Below are 15,647 nucleotides of genomic sequence, written 5' to 3'. Positions count from 1 at the left end.
CTGCCGGGCGCGCTCGCCGGCTTGCTGGCCGGCTGGGTGCGGTGACGTTGGGGTGACCAGCCGGCCGGGGAGGGGCTGTGATAATCAGGTGGCTCATCCTGGCCGACCAAGTGGCGATGAGTTCGGTCTTCGATCCGTTCCGGGTGGATTCGTCGCTATGGATAGCGCCGTGCGCCCGGCGACCTGCGCCATGGCGTTGGCAGTAGTGACGTGCACGGGCGAAAGCCGCACAATATCGCCCAATTGCCGTGGATGGCTTAGCCACCCCGGCGCCGATCAGCGCTGATGATGGACCGTTTCACTCTCCCCCATGCATTCATTCCTTCCGTTACCCCAGGGTAGCCTCGTTTCATGCATATGCGCCTGATGCTACTGGGCGGTGGTAGTGCCCTGGGCCGGGCCTTGGTGCACCTGGGCGCCGAGGCCGATGTCAGCTTCCTGGCGCCGCGTCCTCCGGAGCGAGGATGGGACTCGGCCAGCCTGACCCGGTTGCTCGACGAGACCCGTCCCGATGCACTGGTCAATCTCGCCTACTATCACGACTGGTTCCAGGCCGATACCCTGGATGCCGAGCGCTTGGCCAATCAAGAGCGTGCGGCCGAGCGCCTCGCCGAGCTTTGCCAGTATCATCAGATCATTCTCCTGCAACCCTCCAGCTACCGGGTTTTCGACGGTACCCGAGCCACGGCCTACAGCGAGAAGGACGAGCCGGTGCCGCTCGGCTCGCACGGGCAGGCCCTGTTGCGCATCGAGCAGAGCGTGAAGGCGCTCTGCCCCCGGCATGTGTTGCTGCGTTTCGGCTGGCTGTATGACGATAGTCTCGACGGGGTGCTCGGGCGTTTTCTCTTGCGCGCCGAACGGGAAAGCATATTGGCGCTGGCCGACGATCGTCGCGGCAATCCGACGCTGGTGGATGACGCCGCCCGGGTGATGCTCGCCGTACTCAAGCAACTGGACTGCCAGACTCCGCTGTGGGGCACCTACCATTACGGCGGTCACGAAGCGACCACCGCGTTGGCATTCGGCCAGGCGGTTCTCGGCGAGGCGCGCGTCTACCGCAGGCTGGCTGTCGAGGATATCCAGGCCTTGCCGCACGGAGCGACTCCGGATGCGGCCGAAGAGCCGCAGCACGCGGTATTATCTTGCAGGAAGATTCTCAATACCTTCGGTATCAAGCCGCGTGCCTGGCGCGCCGGTTTGCCGAACCTGTTGGATCGTTATTATCGCTATGTCTGATCTGCCCGTTTTGGTGACCGGTGGCGCCGGCTTCATCGGTTCGCATCTGGTCGATGCGTTGCTCGCCAGGGGCTACTCCGTGCGTGTGCTGGACAACCTGTCCAGCGGCAAGTTGGACAATCTGCCGTTTGGCCATTCCCGACTCGAGTTGATCGAAGGGAATGTCGCCGATGCTGCCCAGGTGCGCGAGGTTGTGGCCGGTTGCAAAGCCGTGGTCCACCTGGCCGCCGTGGCTTCGGTGCAGGCCTCGGTGATCGACCCGGTGGGCACTCACCGCAGCAATTTCATCGGTACCCTGAACGTCTGCGAAGCGATGCGCGAGCAGGGCCTCCGGCGCGTGCTGTTCGCCTCCAGCGCGGCTGTCTACGGCAACGATGGAGAAGGCGAGGCGATCGACGAGGACACGCCGAAAACACCGCTCACCCCTTATGCGGCGGACAAGTTGGCCAGCGAGCACTACCTCGACTTCTATCGCCGCCAGCATGGGCTGGAACCGGCGATCTTCCGTTTCTTCAACATCTACGGACCGCGGCAGGACCCTTCGTCACCCTATTCGGGGGTGATCAGCATCTTCACCGAGCGTGCCGCGAAAGGTCTGCCTATCACCCTGTTCGGCGATGGCGAGCAGACCCGCGATTTCGTCTATATCGCCGATCTCATCGGGATTCTGCTGCAGGCCCTGGAGGCGCCGCAGATTCTGCCGGGTGCGGTGAACGTCGGCTTGAATCGCAGCCTCAGCCTGAACCGGCTGCTCGAAGAGATTTCGGCATTGTTGGGTAGCTTGCCGGAGGTGCGCCGGGACGCTGCGCGGCCGGGCGACATTCGCCATTCGCAAGCGAGCGACCGGCGCTTGCGGCAACGCTATCGATTGCCCGAGCCGACGCCGATGGCTGCCGGCCTGGCCAGTCTGTTGGGACCGGCTCGGTCCTGACGGTAAGGTTGACCGGACGGGCTGCGCGAAAGCTGCGGCGTTCATTTCGGCGGCGTTGGCGCAGGGCCGGGACCTACCGGGTAACCGGCAAAACGAAAAAGGCGCCGATCGGCTAATGCCAGTCAGTTAAGGTCGTCGCCTTGACCTTTGGTGGGCTGAAAGCAAAATCCGATGCCTGTTTTAGGCATCGGATTTTTTATGCGTCTCTCGCGTGCACTGGCCATCACTCACGATATTGCTGCTACGTCCCATGCACTCGATGGGCTGGGCGAGTTGCTTGACCCCGACCTGGTCAAATCCGCCTTCGAGACCGCTGGTGTAGCTACCCTGCGCAAGCGCCGCTTGCCTTTGCAGTCCATGCTCTGGTGCGTGATCGGCATGGCGCTGTTTCGCCGAATGTCGGCCTGGGATGTCGTCAACCAGATGGACATCATGCTGCTCGGGCAGCGCCCCTTGGTGACCCCCAGCGCTGTGGTTCAAGGGCGTCAGCGTCTGGGTAGCCAGGCTGTGCGTGAAGTCTTCGCGCTGACGCAGCAGCGCTGGCATGCCTCGGCCAACCATCCGACCTGGATGGGGCTACGCCTGCTCAGTGTCGATGCGGTGGTCTGGCGCACGCCCGATACGCAAGAGAACCCTGAGCGCTACGGCAGCTCCACCAACCAGTATGGCGATACCGGTTTTCCACAGGTACGCATGGTGTGCCAGATGGAGCTGACCAGTCACCTATTGGTCAGCAGCAGCTTCGCCGGTTACCACGGCAATGAGATGAAACTGGCCGAGCAACTGGTTGTCAGTACACCCGATCACTCGCTGACCCTGTTCGACCGTGGCTTCTACTCACTGGGCTTGTTGCACCATTGGCGGCAGGCCGGCACCCAGCGTCACTGGCTGATTCCGCTGCGCAAGGGGCCCGCCATGAAGTCATTCACCGACTGGGGCGCCAGGATGCCATCGTCAGTCTGCTGACCTCGCCGCAAGCGCGAAAGCAATGGCCGGGCCTGCCGGAAACCCTGCAGGCGCGCCTCCTGAGCAAGACGGTCAAGGGCAAGGTGCGCCAGATCCTGACTTCGATGACCGATCCCCTGCGTTTCCCTCCAGATGAGATCGTCGATTTGTACAGTCAGCGCTGGGAAATCGAGCTGGGCTACCGGCAGATGAAGCAGAGCATGCTGGACAGCCGCTACACGCTGCGTAGCAAGACGCCGGAGATGATCGAGCAGGAGCTTATGGGGAGTACTGCTGGGCTACAACCTGCTGCGCTACCAGATGCTGGAGATGAATCGCCACTGCCCGGGGATCTACCCCTGCAAGATGAGCTTCACCGCCTGCACCTGGGCGATCCTGGGGTTACTGAATGGCCTTTCCCTGCGGCATCTGGGCAATATCCCCAAATACTTGGCAGAGTTGCATGCGTCAGCCATGCACTACGTACTGCCGCATCGGCGGGAAGATCGTTGCTACCCTCGCGCGGTCAGACCCAAGCCGTCCAAGTATCAATCCAGAAATAAAAATGCCAATCAGCTTAACTGACTGGCATTAGCCGATCGGCGCCTTTTTGCTGGAGGGCAAGGCTCAGAACTTGTAACCCAGGGCGACCATGTAGACCCAGGGGTTGACGTCCACGTCGACGGTGACCTTGCTGTCGTTCAGGTAGGTGGTGGCCTTGCTCTCGATGTCGATGTAGCGCACCTGGGCGTTGAGCATGAGGGTGTCGGTCAGCATAAAGTCCACCCCGACCTGCGCGGCCAGGCCGATGGAGTCCTGCATGTCCAGGCCGCTGAAGCCTTTGCCTTCGGCCGCCTTGCCCAGCTTGGTTTCGAAGATGTAGGTGTAGTTGAGGCCGACCCCGACGTAGGGCTGGAGGGTGGCGTGGGGCGAGAAGGGGTAGTAGACCAGGCTGACGGTCGGCGGCAGTTGCTTGAAGTCGCCCAGGCGGCCGTTCAGGTCGCCCGGAAGGCCCTTGACCTTCGCTTCGTGGGTGAAGGGCGTGGCGGCCAGGTACTCGATGCCGACGTGGTCGGTGAGCATGTAGAGGTAGTTCAGGCCGAGCTGCACGTCGCTGTCGAGGGTGGCTTTGGTGCCGGGGAGCTTGCCAGCGCCGGCGAGGCGGATGTCCTCGCTGTCCTCGTGCGGGTCGACGACGACGGCACCGGCGCGCAGGACGATGTCGCCACGCTCATGTGCCGTGGCGCAGGAGGCCGCCAGAGCCAGAGTGATCAGAGAGAGGGCGAACATTGAGTTGCGCATGGTCTTGCTCCTAAAGGCCTGCAAGTTCATCGGCCTTTAATATGTTTGATTCTTGGCGCTCATGTTAGGACGCTTGTGCCAGGGCGTTTTGATTCAACTCAATAAATAATGGCCATTATGTTCATGCCAACTGTCGGGGTTTCCAGCGAGTTGTTCTGGTTGGCTTGATGCATGTCAATTAGGCGGATTTGTCATGCCGGGCGGCCTTTATCGAGAGTTGTTCGTTGATCTGGGTCAAGATGGGTTTGAAAAGACTTTGTCGTTCCGCCGGAAAATTGGAAGAAAACTTGTAGCTGATATTTGTCGGAAAGCTTGATTCCAAATAATGATTTTTTGATTTGCATCAATGTAGGGTGGGCTCGTTTGTCATGGGGGTGCGTTGAGGGGCTGCTGGGGAATCTCCGGGCCAAAAATGAAAAAGCGCCGATCGGCGCCTTTTTGCTGGAGCGCAAGGCTCAGAACTTGTAACCCAGGGCGACCATGTAGACCCAGGGGTTGACGTCCACGTCGACGGTGACCTTGCTGTCGTTCAGGTAGGTGGTGGCCTTGCTCTCGATGTCGATGTAGCGCACCTGGGCGTTGAGCATGAGGGTGTCGGTCAGCATATAGTCCACCCCGACCTGCGCGGCCAGGCCGATGGAGTCCTGCATGTCCAGGCCGCTGAAGCCTTTGCCTTCGGCCGCCTTGCCCAGCTTGGTTTCGAAGATGTAGGTGTAGTTGAGGCCGACCCCGACGTAGGGCTGGAGGGTGGCGTGGGGCGAGAAGGGGTAGTAGACCAGGCTGACGGTCGGCGGCAGTTGCTTGAAGTCGCCCAGGCGGCCGTTCAGGTCGCCCGGAAGGCCCTTGACCTTCGCTTCGTGGGTGAAGGGCGTGGCGGCCAGGTACTCGATGCCGACGTGGTCGGTGAGCATGTAGAGGTAGTTCAGGCCGAGCTGCACGTCGCTGTCGAGGGTGGCTTTGGTGCCGGGGAGCTTGCCAGCGCCGGCGAGGCGGATGTCCTCGCTGTCCTCGTGCGGGTCGACGACGACGGCACCGGCGCGCAGGACGATGTCGCCACGCTCGTGTGCAATGGCGTAGGGGGCTGCCAGGGCTATGCCAATCAGGAAAAGAGCGAAGAGGGATTTGAACTTGGCCATGGCGAACTCCCGAAGAAGTAATTGTGTATGGAGTCGATCTTAGTAACTCCAAGTAGGCCGATCTTGATTTGCCTCAAGAAAACTCTTGTGTTTGGTTTTGTTTTGCCGGGCAGGTGAAAGGAGGGGTTATAAAGTTATAAAAATATAAATATGGCGAGTGAAGAAAGTTTGCTTCGCTAATTAAGGTGGCAAACTTCTTAAGAGTGATTGTCGATTTTAAAAAATATCAACGATCGATCGTCGGGAAGATCAGGGACTTTAGCGGTATCGGATGGAGCGGATAGCGGACTCGCATGTTCTTGCGGTGTCGGAGAAGGATAGTTCGTCTGGTCGTTGCCTCTTTGACCTGGGGCAAGAAAAAGTTCCGTGGACTTTCGGCTTTTCAGGAGTTCATGACATGGGTCACGGATCGGGCGCCTCGAAACAGCCGGCGATCGCTGCGCTCTGGCCGTCCCGGTTCGATAGGGAATGAAGATGGCCGGGCAAAAGGCGTCGTCACCGGCACGTTGATAACGGGTCTGCTTCATGCCGGCCGAACGGCGATGGTCCCCTCCGTTTTCATTGCTCCAACTGGTACGGATAGACTTTGCTGGTGGTCATCCGGTAACCGGCCTCGGCTAGTTCGCTGCTGGTCTGTTCGACTCGCAGCCTGCCTTCCACCCAGTAAGGCTGGTAAAGCACCTCCAGTTGCACGCCTGGCTCGTTGCGTACGTGCACGATCTGGTTCGACGGCGGCGGCGGTACATGGATGCAGGCACCGAAGTAGGGCACCAGGAGGAATTCGCGGACGCGGCCGTCGCTGGCGGTCTCCAGCGGTACTAGATAGCCGGGCAGCCGGACCAGTTGGCCGTCCAGCACCTTGACCACCGGCGCCGCTGGCGATGCCTGGGTAGCCGGTGGTGCGGATTCGTCGGCCAGCCCACCGTCTCCCTGGCTCTCGTGCATCGGCGTCTGCGGTTCCTGCGCCGGCGGCGCGCCTTCCGGGATCATCTCGGTCCAGGCCAGGTCGCGGGGTTCGGCCGCCCACAGCGGCATGGCGAGGACGAGCAGCAGGACAAGCGGAAGGCATCGCATCGGGACTCCTCACAGGCGAATGGACAGACCGTCGGCCAGCGACTGGCGATAGGCGCGCCAGGCCGGTATCGCGCCGAGCGGCAGCGACGCGGCCAAAATGGCACCGAGCAGCAGCCATTCATAGGTACTCGGCGTAGCGAATGGCAAGTAAAGTCCGTAGGCCGCCTGCAGTGGTCCCTGGGCCAGCAGGATGCCGAGATAGAGCAGGGCCAGGCCGAGCAGCACGCCGGCCAGGGCCAGCGCGAAGGCTTCCAGCATCAGCAGCCCGGCGATGTGCCAAGGTCGGGCGCCCAGGGAGCGAAGGATCGCCATCTCCCGGCGGCGTTCGTTGAGGCTGGCGAGGATCGCCGTGAGCATGCCGATCAGCCCGGTCAGCACGACGAACAGCGAGACCACGAACAAGGCCTGCTCCGCAGTGCCCATCAGGCTCCACAGCTCCTGCAGGGCGACCCCGGGGAGGATCGCCAGCAGCGGCTCGCCGAGGTAGTCGTTGATTTCCCGCTGTACGGCGAAAGTGGCGATCCGGCTGTTAAGGCCGAGCAGGAAGGCGGTGATCGCCTTGGGCTGCAGGTCCATCCGGCGTGCCTGCTCGGCGTCGATGCGCGCGCCGTCGCGGGCCGGCACGCCGCCGCGCCAGTCGATGTGCAGCGCCTCCATGCCGTTCAGGCCGATATGCAGGGTACGGTCGACCGGCGTGCCGGTGCGGCCGAGGATGCCGACCACGCGGAACGGCTTGTCCTCGTGGCGGGTCAGGCTGATTCTGGCTACGCCGTGGGCCAGCACGAGTTCATCGCCCAGCTTGTAGTGCAGTGCCTCGGCCACCTCGGCGCCGAGCACTACCTCGAACGGGTCCGTGGCGAAGGCACGGCCCTCCCTCAATTCCAGCGGCTGCCGGCGGCCGTAGCGGTAGTGCTCGAAGTAGGCCGCCGTGGTGCCCAGCACCCGGTAGCCGCGGTGCGAATCGCCGAGCGACAGCGGGATCGCCCATTTCACCCGCGGATGCTCGGCGAAGTGTCGGAAGCTCTCCCAGCGGATGTTGTTGGTGGCGTTGCCGATACGAAACACCGAATAGAGCAGCAGGTTCACCGGACCGGACCGGGCGCCGACGATCAGATCGGTGCCGCTCAAGGTGCTGGCGAAACTGGCGCGGGCCTCGGTACGTACCCGTTCGACGGCGAGCAGCAGGCAGACCGAGACGGCGATGGCGAATACCGTGAGCAGGGCGGTGGCGCGGCGATTGGCCAGACTGGCCAGGGCCAGGCGCAACAGGTGCATGTTAGATCTCCCGGGGGCGGGCGGCGCGGTTCAATTCGAGGAGCGACAGGCTGCGTTCGAACAGCCTGGCCAGGCTCTGGTCGTGGCTAACGAACAGCAGGCTGGCCGAGGCCTCGCGGCACTCGGCGAAAAGCAGGTCGAGAAAGGCCTGGCGGGCGTCGGCGTCCAGCGCCGAGGTGGGCTCGTCGGCGATCACCAGTTCCGGCTGGCCGATCAGCGCGCGGGCCGCCGCGACCCGCTGCTGCTGGCCGATCGACAGTTCCGCGGCGCGGCGCTCCAGCAGCGTGGCGTCGAGACCGAGATGCTCCAGCAGGCGGACCGCGGCCTGCTCGACGCTGCCGTGGCGCTGGCGGGCCCGCTCGGCGCGCAGCCTGGAGAAGTGGCAGGGCAGTTCGACGTTGGCGCGTACCGAGAGAAACGGCAGCAGGTTGAATTGCTGGAAGATGTAGCCGGTGTGGTCGACGCGAAAGCGGTCGCGGGCCGCCGCACGGAGCGCGCCCAGTTCGGTGCCAAGCAGGCGGATGTGACCGCGGGCCGGTTTCTGCACGCCACCGAGCAGGCCGAGCAGAGTGGTTTTGCCGCTGCCCGAGGGGCCCTTGAGGAACAGGGTTTCGCCGCGCCGCAGGTGGAACTCGGGGATGTCCAGCAACTCGGGCTGGCCCGGCCAGGCGAAACCTAGGCCAAACAGTTCGATCAGGGGTGTGCTCATTGGAGGTGGCCGGGATGTCGATGGGGCGCCTGGCCCTGACCTTAGAATGTCAGGCCGCTGCGCTCGGGGCTGAGTTCCTGGCCCTGCTGGCCACGGGGGCCGATCAGTTGGACCTGAATCTTCTGCGTGGCCGGAAATGTGCCGAACAGCGCCGCCAGATTCAAGCTCTGCAATGCTTCCGGCGCAGCGCATTGCAGGTGGTAGCGGGCCTCGATTTCGCTGTGCTCCCAGTCGTCGTTCCCGGTCGCCTCGAAGTGGGCGCCGTGCAGGCTGCGCTCGCGGATTTGGCAGCCGGCCGCGGCAGGAACGCCGAACAGTTCGAGCGGCCGTTCGAGCCGGGTGCGGACCGCGTCGACCCTGGCCCGCTCCTCGGCGCTGTGGGCCGCGTGCTCGAAGCCGAGCAGGTTCATGGCCGGGCTGATGAGTTCGATCTCCAGGGCATCGTTGTCCAGCGCCAAGTTGAGCTGGGCGCTGCCATGCTCGTGGGCGGCAAGGGAGGTTTCCCGTGCCGATTCGTGATGATGAGCGGCATCATGGTGGTGATGATCGTCCTCGGCCTGGGCGAAGGCGGCCAGAAGGGCGAGGAGCAGGGCGAACAACAGGCGGTGCATGGGTGTCTCCGGGCTGGATTTTGTTACTTTATAACGAGTTTGTCCGGGGCTCGCCAGATGAGCCCGCCACATGCATCGGTCCGCCCATGCTTGGCGTCGGGCGGGCGGCGTGGGAGCATGGGGCCTTCATCGCGAGGAGCTGTGCCCATGCTGAGAATACGTGGACACATCGGCGAATGGCCGGTGGACCTGACCCTGGAACTGGACGACGAGGATTGGGCGCGCCTCGGCGCTCGCCTGGCTGCCGGCAATGCCGGCGCGCCCGCGGGCCCGGCGGCGGAGCCGGCCGACCGCCTCTGGCAAACCGCCCAGCAACTGCTGCGCAGCGCCGGGCAGATGGAGGGACCGACCCTGCTCAACCGGTTGCAGGCGCTGGCCGGCAGCGCCGAGGTCGGCAAACGCCTGCTGGTGCGGCTGCGCCACTGCGCGCAGGTTCGTGTCGAGAACGCGGCGGACGCGCCGATCTACCACTGGACTGAGTGAGGATCGCCTCTTCAGTAGAGGGCCTGATACAGCTTGCGGCGGTAGGTGGAGACCAGCGGGTGATCGCTGCCGAGCAGATCGAACACCTGCAACAGGGTCTTGTGCGGCAGGCCATCGGCATAGCCGCGGTTGCGCACGAACAGCCGCAGCAGGCCTTCCAGCGCCACTTCGTAGTGTTGCCGCGCCAGTTGCTGGATCGCCAATTGGTAGGCGGCTTCATCGTCGTTGGCATCCTGAGCCAGGCGGCTCTTCAGAATGGCGACTTCCGGCAGGTCGGCGGCTTGGCGCAGGAAGGTCAACTGGGCACGGGCGCCGGCCAGGGCCTGCTTGTGTTCGTCGCCCGTCACGGCATCCAGCACCGCTTCGGCCTCGCCCAGCTCGCCGCGTTCGGCCAGGCAGCGGGCATAGAGAATCAGCGCGGCGCCATTGCCGTTGTCCTCGCTCAGCAGCGCCGCGAGCAGGTTCTCCGTTTCGCCGATCTGCCCGGCGGCGAACAGGGCCTGGGCGACCTCCAGTGGGTCGGCTTCGGGAGCCTCGGGCATCTGCACATGGGGTTCGAGCATGGCGCGGATGGCCGACTCCGGCTGGGCGCCGGCGAAGCCGTCCACCGGTTGGCCGTCCCTGAACAGCACCACGGTCGGCAGGCTGCGGATGCCCATGCGCATCACGGTTTGCTGTTCGATATCGCTGTTGACCTTGGCCAGCAGCAGTTCGCCCTGATAGCTCTCGGCGATCTTCGCCAGGAGCGGCATCAGTGCCTTGCAGGGAGCGCACCATTCGGCCCAGAAATCCACCAGTACCGGCTTGTGGAAGGAGTTTTCGAGGACCAACTGGTCGAAACTGGCGTCGGTGACGTCGAAGATGTAGGGGATTTCGCTCATCGGGGCTCTCGGCAGTGGCTGGAATGGAATCCTGCATGGTAAGTGGGGCCGCGCGGCGGGGGAAGCAAGACAGGCGCGGCTGAATTGCCCTCAGGCAGTGTGCCGGGCGTGGTACAGATTGACCCGGCGGAACTCCGCCGGTTCGGCCAGATCCGGCCAGGTACAGGCCTCGAGGCTGGCCTGGCGCCGATAGCGCGGATGGGCGAAGTCGCGTACCCGCGAGTCCGCCACCAGGACTTCGCGGGCGCGGCCGAGGAACCGGTCGAGCAGCGGCAGGTTGACGCGGTCGTAGAGCACGTCGGCGGCTAGGATCAGATCGAAGCGGTCGGCCTCGGCGAAGAAATCCGCCGAGTAGCCCAGCTTGACGCCGTTCAGTGTGGCATTCGCCCGGCAGGCGGCGAGCGCCAGCGGGTCGAGATCGCAGGCGACCACCTCGGTGGCGCCCAGCCGGGCCGCAGCGATGGCCGCGACGCCGCTGCCGGCGCCGAAGTCCAGTACGCGCCGGCCGCGTACCCACTCCGGGCGTTCGGCCAGCCAGCGGGCCAGCGCCAAGCCGCTGGCCCAGCAGAAGCTCCAGTAGGGCGGCTTTGCGAGGATGCGCTGGGTTTCCTCCGGGCTGAAGGCGCGTGCCATGTTCGCCGGGTCGATCAGCCAGAGGCGCAGTTCGCTGCCCGGCAACCGTTGCGCGGCCAGCCGGGCGTCGCCGAGCAACTCGCCGAGCGCCGCCTGCAGAGCGGGCGGCGCGTTCATGGGGCGGGCACCAGTTGCAGGGTACCGAGCGTCTGGCTGTCCAGGCCGGAAAGGGTACGCGGCGGTAGGCGCAGGATCAGCTGGCCGGACTGGCTGGCCCGGCCGCGCAGTTCGGCGCGCAGGCCGGGGGCGAAGGGCTGCGGTACGAAGCGCAGGCTGAACGGCAACGTTTGGCCGTTGCCCAGCAGGGTAGTATTGCCGAGCTCCCCGCGCGGACGGCCGCGCTCGTCGACCAGTAGCAGCGCCAGCTCCACCTCGCTGTTTGTCGGTGCGCCGAGCAGGTTGCCGCGCAACTCGTGCTGGCCAGCCTGCAGCGGCTGGACGGCGACGGAGGGCGTCGAGGGGTTCGCGGAGGCTTGCGAGGCTCCTTCTTCGGGCTGGCTGGAACAGGCGGCGAGCAGGAGGCTCAGGCCGAGGAGGAAAGGGCGCGGCGACATGGGGACTCCTTGGCGGGGTTGCGGCTGGGCGTCTGTATAGCGCAAAGCCCGCGGCTTGTCTTGGGGGCGGGATGCGCTACCATGACTCCCTTTCCTCAATGGCCCCGCGCCCATGCATTGTCCTTTCTGCAGTGCCCACGACACCAAGGTCATCGATTCGCGGCTGGTCGCCGAGGGCGATCAGGTGCGCCGCCGTCGCGAGTGCCAGGCCTGCGGCGAACGTTTCACCACCTTCGAGACCGCCGAACTGGTCATGCCCCGGGTCATCAAGCAGGACGGCAGCCGCCAGCCGTTCGACGAGGACAAGCTGCGTGCCGGCATGCAGCGGGCGCTGGAGAAGCGCCCGGTGAGCGTCGAGCGCCTGGAGGCGGCGATCGGCCGGATCAAGCACGAACTGCGCGCCACCGGGGAACGAGAAGTCAAATCGCGGGTACTCGGCGAACTGGTGATGGCCGAGCTGCGCAAGCTCGACGAGGTCGCCTACATCCGTTTCGCCTCGGTCTACCGGCGCTTCCAGGACCTCAACGAGTTCCGCGAGGAGATCGAGCGCCTGTCCCGCGAGCCGTCCAAGCCATGAACCATCATCGATACATGGCCCGTGCCCTGGAACTGGCCCGCCAGGGACTGTATTCCACCCATCCCAATCCGCGGGTCGGCTGCGTGATCGTCGCCGATGGCAGGATCGTCGGCGAAGGCTGGCATGTGCGCGCCGGCGAGCCGCACGCCGAGGTCCACGCCCTACGCCAGGCCGGCGAGACGGCGCGCGGCGCCACCGCCTACGTCACCCTGGAGCCCTGCAGCCACTACGGGCGCACGCCACCCTGCGCCGAGGCGCTGGTCGCCGCCGGAGTCGGCCGGGTGGTGGCGGCCATGCAGGACCCCAATCCGCGGGTGTCCGGGCGCGGCCTGGCGCGTCTGCGCGAGGCCGGCATCGAAGTCGAGGTCGGTGTGCTGGAGGCCGAAGCGCGTGCGCTCAACGCCGGTTTCGTCAAGCGCATGGAGCGCGGCCTGCCGTTGGTACGGGTCAAGCTGGCGATGAGCCTGGACGGCCGCACGGCGATGGCCAGCGGCGAGAGCCAGTGGATCACCGGCGCGCCGGCGCGCGCCGCCGTGCAGCGCCTGCGCGCCCGTTCCAGCGTGGTGCTGACCGGCGCCGATACCGTTCTGGTCGACCATGCCCGGCTCACCGTGCGTGGCGAGGAGCTGGCGCTGGCGCCCGAGCAGGTCGCCCTGGTGCTGCGGCGTCCGCCGCTACGCGTGCTGGTCGACGGGCGCCTACGGGTGCCGCTGGATGCGCCCTTCTTCCAGGCCGGGCCGGCGCTGGTGGCGACTGTTTCGGCCGAACGCGAGGTGAATTACCAGGTGGTCGGCCACGAGTTGCTGGCCGTGCCGGGCGAAGACGGGCAGGTCGATCTGCCGGCGCTGCTGGCCGAGCTGGCCGCGCGCGGGGCCAACGAGGTGCTGGTGGAGGCCGGTCCGCGTCTGGCCGGAGCCTTCGCCCGGCAGGGATTGGTCGACGAGTACCGTCTGTTCGTCGCGCCCAAGTTCCTCGGCTCGAACGCTCGGCCCCTGCTGGAGTTGCCCCTGGAGCGCATGGCCGAGGCGCGCGAGCTAAAGATCCGCGACATCCGCGCAGTGGGTGAGGACTGGCAGATCGTCGCCGTGCCCGTGGCCTGACCCGTTCCGCATCCGCATCCAGATCCGCGGCGCCGGTGGCCGGCCGCGCGCCCTTGTGGTAAAAAGCGCCTCCGGGCCGCACGGCCCGACGTTCTCAGGGCGGGGTGGAATTCCCCACCGGCGGTGATGACGCCCAGGCGTCCAGCCCGCGAGCGCTTGCCACGGGGCAACCCCGCGCAAGGTCAGCAGATCCGGTGTGATTCCGGAGCCGACGGTCAGAGTCCGGATGAGAGAGAGCGGGATGTTCCGCCACGCGCAGTCTGCGCGCGCGATCCCTTTCGATCCGCATGCCCTGTTTTTTTCCGAAACAGGAGATCGCTCCATGCATCATTTTCCGCAGCATCGCGCCAGGGGGACTGCATGTTCACCGGCATAATCGAGGCCATCGGCACCATCCGCGCGCTCACCCCCAAGGGCGGCGATGTGCGCGTCTACGTCCACACCGGCAAGCTGGACCTGTCCGACGTCAAGCTCGGCGACAGCATCGCCGTGAACGGCATCTGCCTGACCGCGGTGGAACTGCCCGGCGACGGCTTCTGGGCCGACGTCAGCCGCGAGACCCTGGCGCGCACCGCCTTCATCGATCTCAAGGCCGGCAGCCGGGTCAACCTGGAGAAGGCCTTGACCCCGACCAGCCGTCTCGGCGGTCACCTGGTCAGTGGCCACGTCGATGGCGTCGGCGAGGTGCTCTCCCGCGAGGACAACGCCCGCGCCGTGCAGTTTCGCATCCGCGCACCGCGCGAGCTGGCCCGTTACATCGCCCTCAAGGGATCGATCACCGTCGATGGCACTAGCTTGACGGTCAACGGGGTGAACGGCGCTGAGTTCGAGCTGACCATCGTGCCCCATACCCTGGGCGAGACCATCATGGCCGACTACCGGCCGGGCCGACAGGTGAACCTGGAGGTGGACCTCCTGGCGCGCTATCTGGAGCGCCTGATGCTCGGCGACAAGGCCGCCGAGCCCGATGCTTCCGGTCTCACCGCAAGCTTTCTGGCCGAGCACGGCTACCTGAAGTAATCGAGGAGTGGCCCGATGGCTCTCAACAGCATTGACGAACTGATCGAAGACATCCGCCAGGGCAAGATGGTCATCCTCATGGATGACGAGGATCGTGAGAACGAGGGCGATCTGATCATGGCCGCCGAATGCGTGCAGGCCGAGCACATCAACTTCATGGCGAAATACGCTCGCGGGCTGATCTGCATGCCGATGACCCGCGAGCGTTGCGAAACCCTCAAGCTGCCGCTGATGGCGCCGCGCAACGGCTCCGGCTTCGGCACCAAGTTCACCGTTTCCATCGAGGCGGCCGAAGGCGTCACCACCGGCATTTCCGCCGCCGACCGGGCGCGCACCGTACAGGTCGCCGCGGCGAAGGGCGCCAAGGCCGATGACATCGTCAGTCCCGGGCACATCTTCCCGCTGATGGCCCAGCCGGGCGGCGTGTTGGCCCGTGCCGGGCACACCGAGGCGGCCTGCGACCTGGCGCGGATGGCCGGTTTCGAGCCTTCCGGGGTGATCTGCGAGATCATGAACGACGACGGCAGCATGGCGCGCCGTCCCGAGCTGGAGGCCTTCGCCGAACAGTACGGCATCAAGATCGGTACCATCGCCGACCTGATCCATTACCGGCTGATCCACGAGCGTACCATCGAGCGCATCGCCGAACAGGAGCTGGACAGCGAGCTGGGCCGCTTCCACCTGGTGACCTACCGCGATGCGGTGGAAGGGGATGTGCACATGGCGCTGATCATGGGCGAGATCGAGTCCGACGAGCCGACCCTGGTGCGGGTACACAACATGGACCCGCTGCGCGATCTGCTGATGGTCCGCCAGCCGGGCCGCTGGAGCCTGCGCGCGGCGATGGCCGAGGTGGCCAGGGCCGGCAGCGGCGTGGTGCTGCTGCTCGGCCATCCGCTGGATGCCAACGAAGTGCTGACCCTGCTGCGCGAGGGGACGCCTAAGTCGCCGAGCACCTACAGCACGGTCGGCGCCGGCTCGCAGATTTTGCGCGACCTCGGCGTGCGCAAGATGCGTCTGATGAGCGCGCCGATGAAGTTCAACGCGATATCCGGGTTCGACCTGGAGGTTGTAGAATACCTACCCGCCGAATGATCCCCCACTGGAGCCGCCCGCCATTCCCACGCCTTCGCCGGCAGGGGGCGTGCGCTTCCGTCTGGAAGGCCGGGACCGACTGTTC

16 protein-coding genes, 1 pseudogene and 1 riboswitch are annotated in these 15,647 nt (G+C 65.3%); of the genes and pseudogenes, 8 read left to right on the top strand and 9 right to left on the bottom strand.

Annotated elements, in window-relative coordinates; genetic code table 11:
- Positions 1 to 351: 351 nt before the first annotated feature.
- The 3 genes and pseudogenes from ACGI6K_RS18620 (at position 352) to ACGI6K_RS18610 (ending at position 3,697) form a co-directional block, all read left to right on the top strand.
- Positions 352 to 1,236: a sugar nucleotide-binding protein gene (locus tag ACGI6K_RS18620; RefSeq protein ID WP_376945747.1), complete on the top strand. Its 885-nt coding sequence runs from the start codon at positions 352 to 354 to the stop codon at positions 1,234 to 1,236.
- Positions 1,229 to 2,167, top strand: a complete 939-nt coding sequence (locus tag ACGI6K_RS18615; protein WP_376945745.1) for an NAD-dependent epimerase/dehydratase family protein — start codon at positions 1,229 to 1,231, stop codon at positions 2,165 to 2,167. Before ACGI6K_RS18620 ends, ACGI6K_RS18615 begins: the two co-directional genes overlap by 8 nt.
- Positions 2,168 to 2,365: 198 nt before the next feature.
- Positions 2,366 to 3,697, top strand: a pseudogene (locus tag ACGI6K_RS18610) (IS4 family transposase).
- Positions 3,698 to 3,739: 42 nt separating this feature from the next.
- On the opposite strand, the gene ACGI6K_RS18605 reads toward ACGI6K_RS18610, so the two are convergent.
- The 6 genes from ACGI6K_RS18605 to ACGI6K_RS18580 all read right to left on the bottom strand — a co-directional run bounded on the left by ACGI6K_RS18605 (position 3,740) and on the right by ACGI6K_RS18580 (position 9,219).
- Positions 3,740 to 4,414, bottom strand: a complete 675-nt coding sequence (locus ACGI6K_RS18605) for an OmpW/AlkL family protein (protein ID WP_377968815.1) — start codon at positions 4,412 to 4,414, stop codon at positions 3,740 to 3,742.
- Positions 4,415 to 4,869: 455 nt separating this feature from the next.
- Positions 4,870 to 5,550 (bottom strand): OmpW/AlkL family protein, encoded by a 681-nt coding sequence (locus tag ACGI6K_RS18600; protein ID WP_377968814.1) that lies wholly within the window; start codon positions 5,548 to 5,550, stop codon positions 4,870 to 4,872.
- 558 nt (positions 5,551 to 6,108) lie between these two features.
- Positions 6,109 to 6,624, bottom strand: a complete 516-nt coding sequence (locus ACGI6K_RS18595; protein WP_376949150.1) for a DUF3299 domain-containing protein — start codon at positions 6,622 to 6,624, stop codon at positions 6,109 to 6,111.
- 9 nt (positions 6,625 to 6,633) lie between these two features.
- Positions 6,634 to 7,899: an ABC transporter permease gene (locus tag ACGI6K_RS18590; RefSeq protein WP_376949148.1), complete on the bottom strand. Its 1,266-nt coding sequence runs from the start codon at positions 7,897 to 7,899 to the stop codon at positions 6,634 to 6,636.
- A 1-nt stretch (position 7,900) separates the two neighbouring features.
- Positions 7,901 to 8,608, bottom strand: a complete 708-nt coding sequence (locus tag ACGI6K_RS18585) for an ABC transporter ATP-binding protein (RefSeq protein ID WP_376949146.1) — start codon at positions 8,606 to 8,608, stop codon at positions 7,901 to 7,903.
- A gap of 41 nt (positions 8,609 to 8,649) precedes the next feature.
- Positions 8,650 to 9,219, bottom strand: coding sequence for a DUF2796 domain-containing protein (locus ACGI6K_RS18580; RefSeq protein WP_376949144.1), 570 nt, complete (start codon positions 9,217 to 9,219; stop codon positions 8,650 to 8,652).
- 147 nt (positions 9,220 to 9,366) lie between these two features.
- On the opposite strand from ACGI6K_RS18580, the gene ACGI6K_RS18575 reads away from it, so the two are divergent.
- The gene (locus ACGI6K_RS18575; RefSeq protein WP_376949142.1) at positions 9,367 to 9,702 is read left to right on the top strand and encodes a hypothetical protein; all 336 of its coding nucleotides are present in this window, start codon (positions 9,367 to 9,369) and stop codon (positions 9,700 to 9,702) included.
- An 11-nt stretch (positions 9,703 to 9,713) separates the two neighbouring features.
- Here ACGI6K_RS18575 and trxA read toward each other — a convergent pair whose 3' ends face one another.
- From trxA to ACGI6K_RS18560, 3 genes are all read right to left on the bottom strand, one after another.
- A complete protein-coding gene (trxA, locus tag ACGI6K_RS18570) occupies positions 9,714 to 10,583 on the bottom strand; it encodes a thioredoxin (protein WP_376949140.1) in 870 nt (289 codons plus the stop codon).
- 90 nt (positions 10,584 to 10,673) lie between these two features.
- A complete protein-coding gene (locus ACGI6K_RS18565) occupies positions 10,674 to 11,333 on the bottom strand; it encodes a class I SAM-dependent methyltransferase (RefSeq protein WP_376949138.1) in 660 nt (219 codons plus the stop codon).
- Positions 11,330 to 11,770 carry a hypothetical protein gene (locus ACGI6K_RS18560; protein WP_376949136.1) on the bottom strand — a complete coding sequence of 147 codons (441 nt, stop codon included), beginning with the start codon at positions 11,768 to 11,770 and terminating at the stop codon, positions 11,330 to 11,332. Before ACGI6K_RS18560 ends, ACGI6K_RS18565 begins: the two co-directional genes overlap by 4 nt.
- Before the next feature lie 112 nt (positions 11,771 to 11,882).
- Here ACGI6K_RS18560 and nrdR point away from each other — a divergent pair, with 112 nt between their 5' ends.
- The 4 genes from nrdR to ribBA all read left to right on the top strand — a co-directional run bounded on the left by nrdR (position 11,883) and on the right by ribBA (position 15,562).
- Positions 11,883 to 12,347: a transcriptional regulator NrdR gene (gene nrdR / locus ACGI6K_RS18555; protein ID WP_012699346.1), complete on the top strand. Its 465-nt coding sequence runs from the start codon at positions 11,883 to 11,885 to the stop codon at positions 12,345 to 12,347.
- On the top strand, positions 12,344 to 13,447 hold the full coding sequence (gene ribD / locus ACGI6K_RS18550) for a bifunctional diaminohydroxyphosphoribosylaminopyrimidine deaminase/5-amino-6-(5-phosphoribosylamino)uracil reductase RibD (protein ID WP_376949134.1): 1,104 nt from the start codon (positions 12,344 to 12,346) through the stop codon (positions 13,445 to 13,447). Before nrdR ends, ribD begins: the two co-directional genes overlap by 4 nt.
- Before the next feature lie 86 nt (positions 13,448 to 13,533).
- Positions 13,534 to 13,689, top strand: a riboswitch (FMN riboswitch).
- A gap of 118 nt (positions 13,690 to 13,807) precedes the next feature.
- A complete protein-coding gene (locus ACGI6K_RS18545) occupies positions 13,808 to 14,467 on the top strand; it encodes a riboflavin synthase (RefSeq protein WP_376949132.1) in 660 nt (219 codons plus the stop codon).
- A 15-nt stretch (positions 14,468 to 14,482) separates the two neighbouring features.
- The gene (gene ribBA, locus ACGI6K_RS18540; RefSeq protein WP_376949130.1) at positions 14,483 to 15,562 is read left to right on the top strand and encodes a bifunctional 3,4-dihydroxy-2-butanone-4-phosphate synthase/GTP cyclohydrolase II; all 1,080 of its coding nucleotides are present in this window, start codon (positions 14,483 to 14,485) and stop codon (positions 15,560 to 15,562) included.
- The last annotated feature ends 85 nt before the right edge of the window (positions 15,563 to 15,647 follow it).

The sequence above is a fragment of the Azorhizophilus paspali genome, assembly GCF_043587585.2.
GTDB lineage: Bacteria > Pseudomonadota > Gammaproteobacteria > Pseudomonadales > Pseudomonadaceae > Azotobacter > Azotobacter paspali.
Note: the sequence above shows the minus strand (reverse complement) of the source record. Positions and strands in the feature narration are given on the sequence as shown.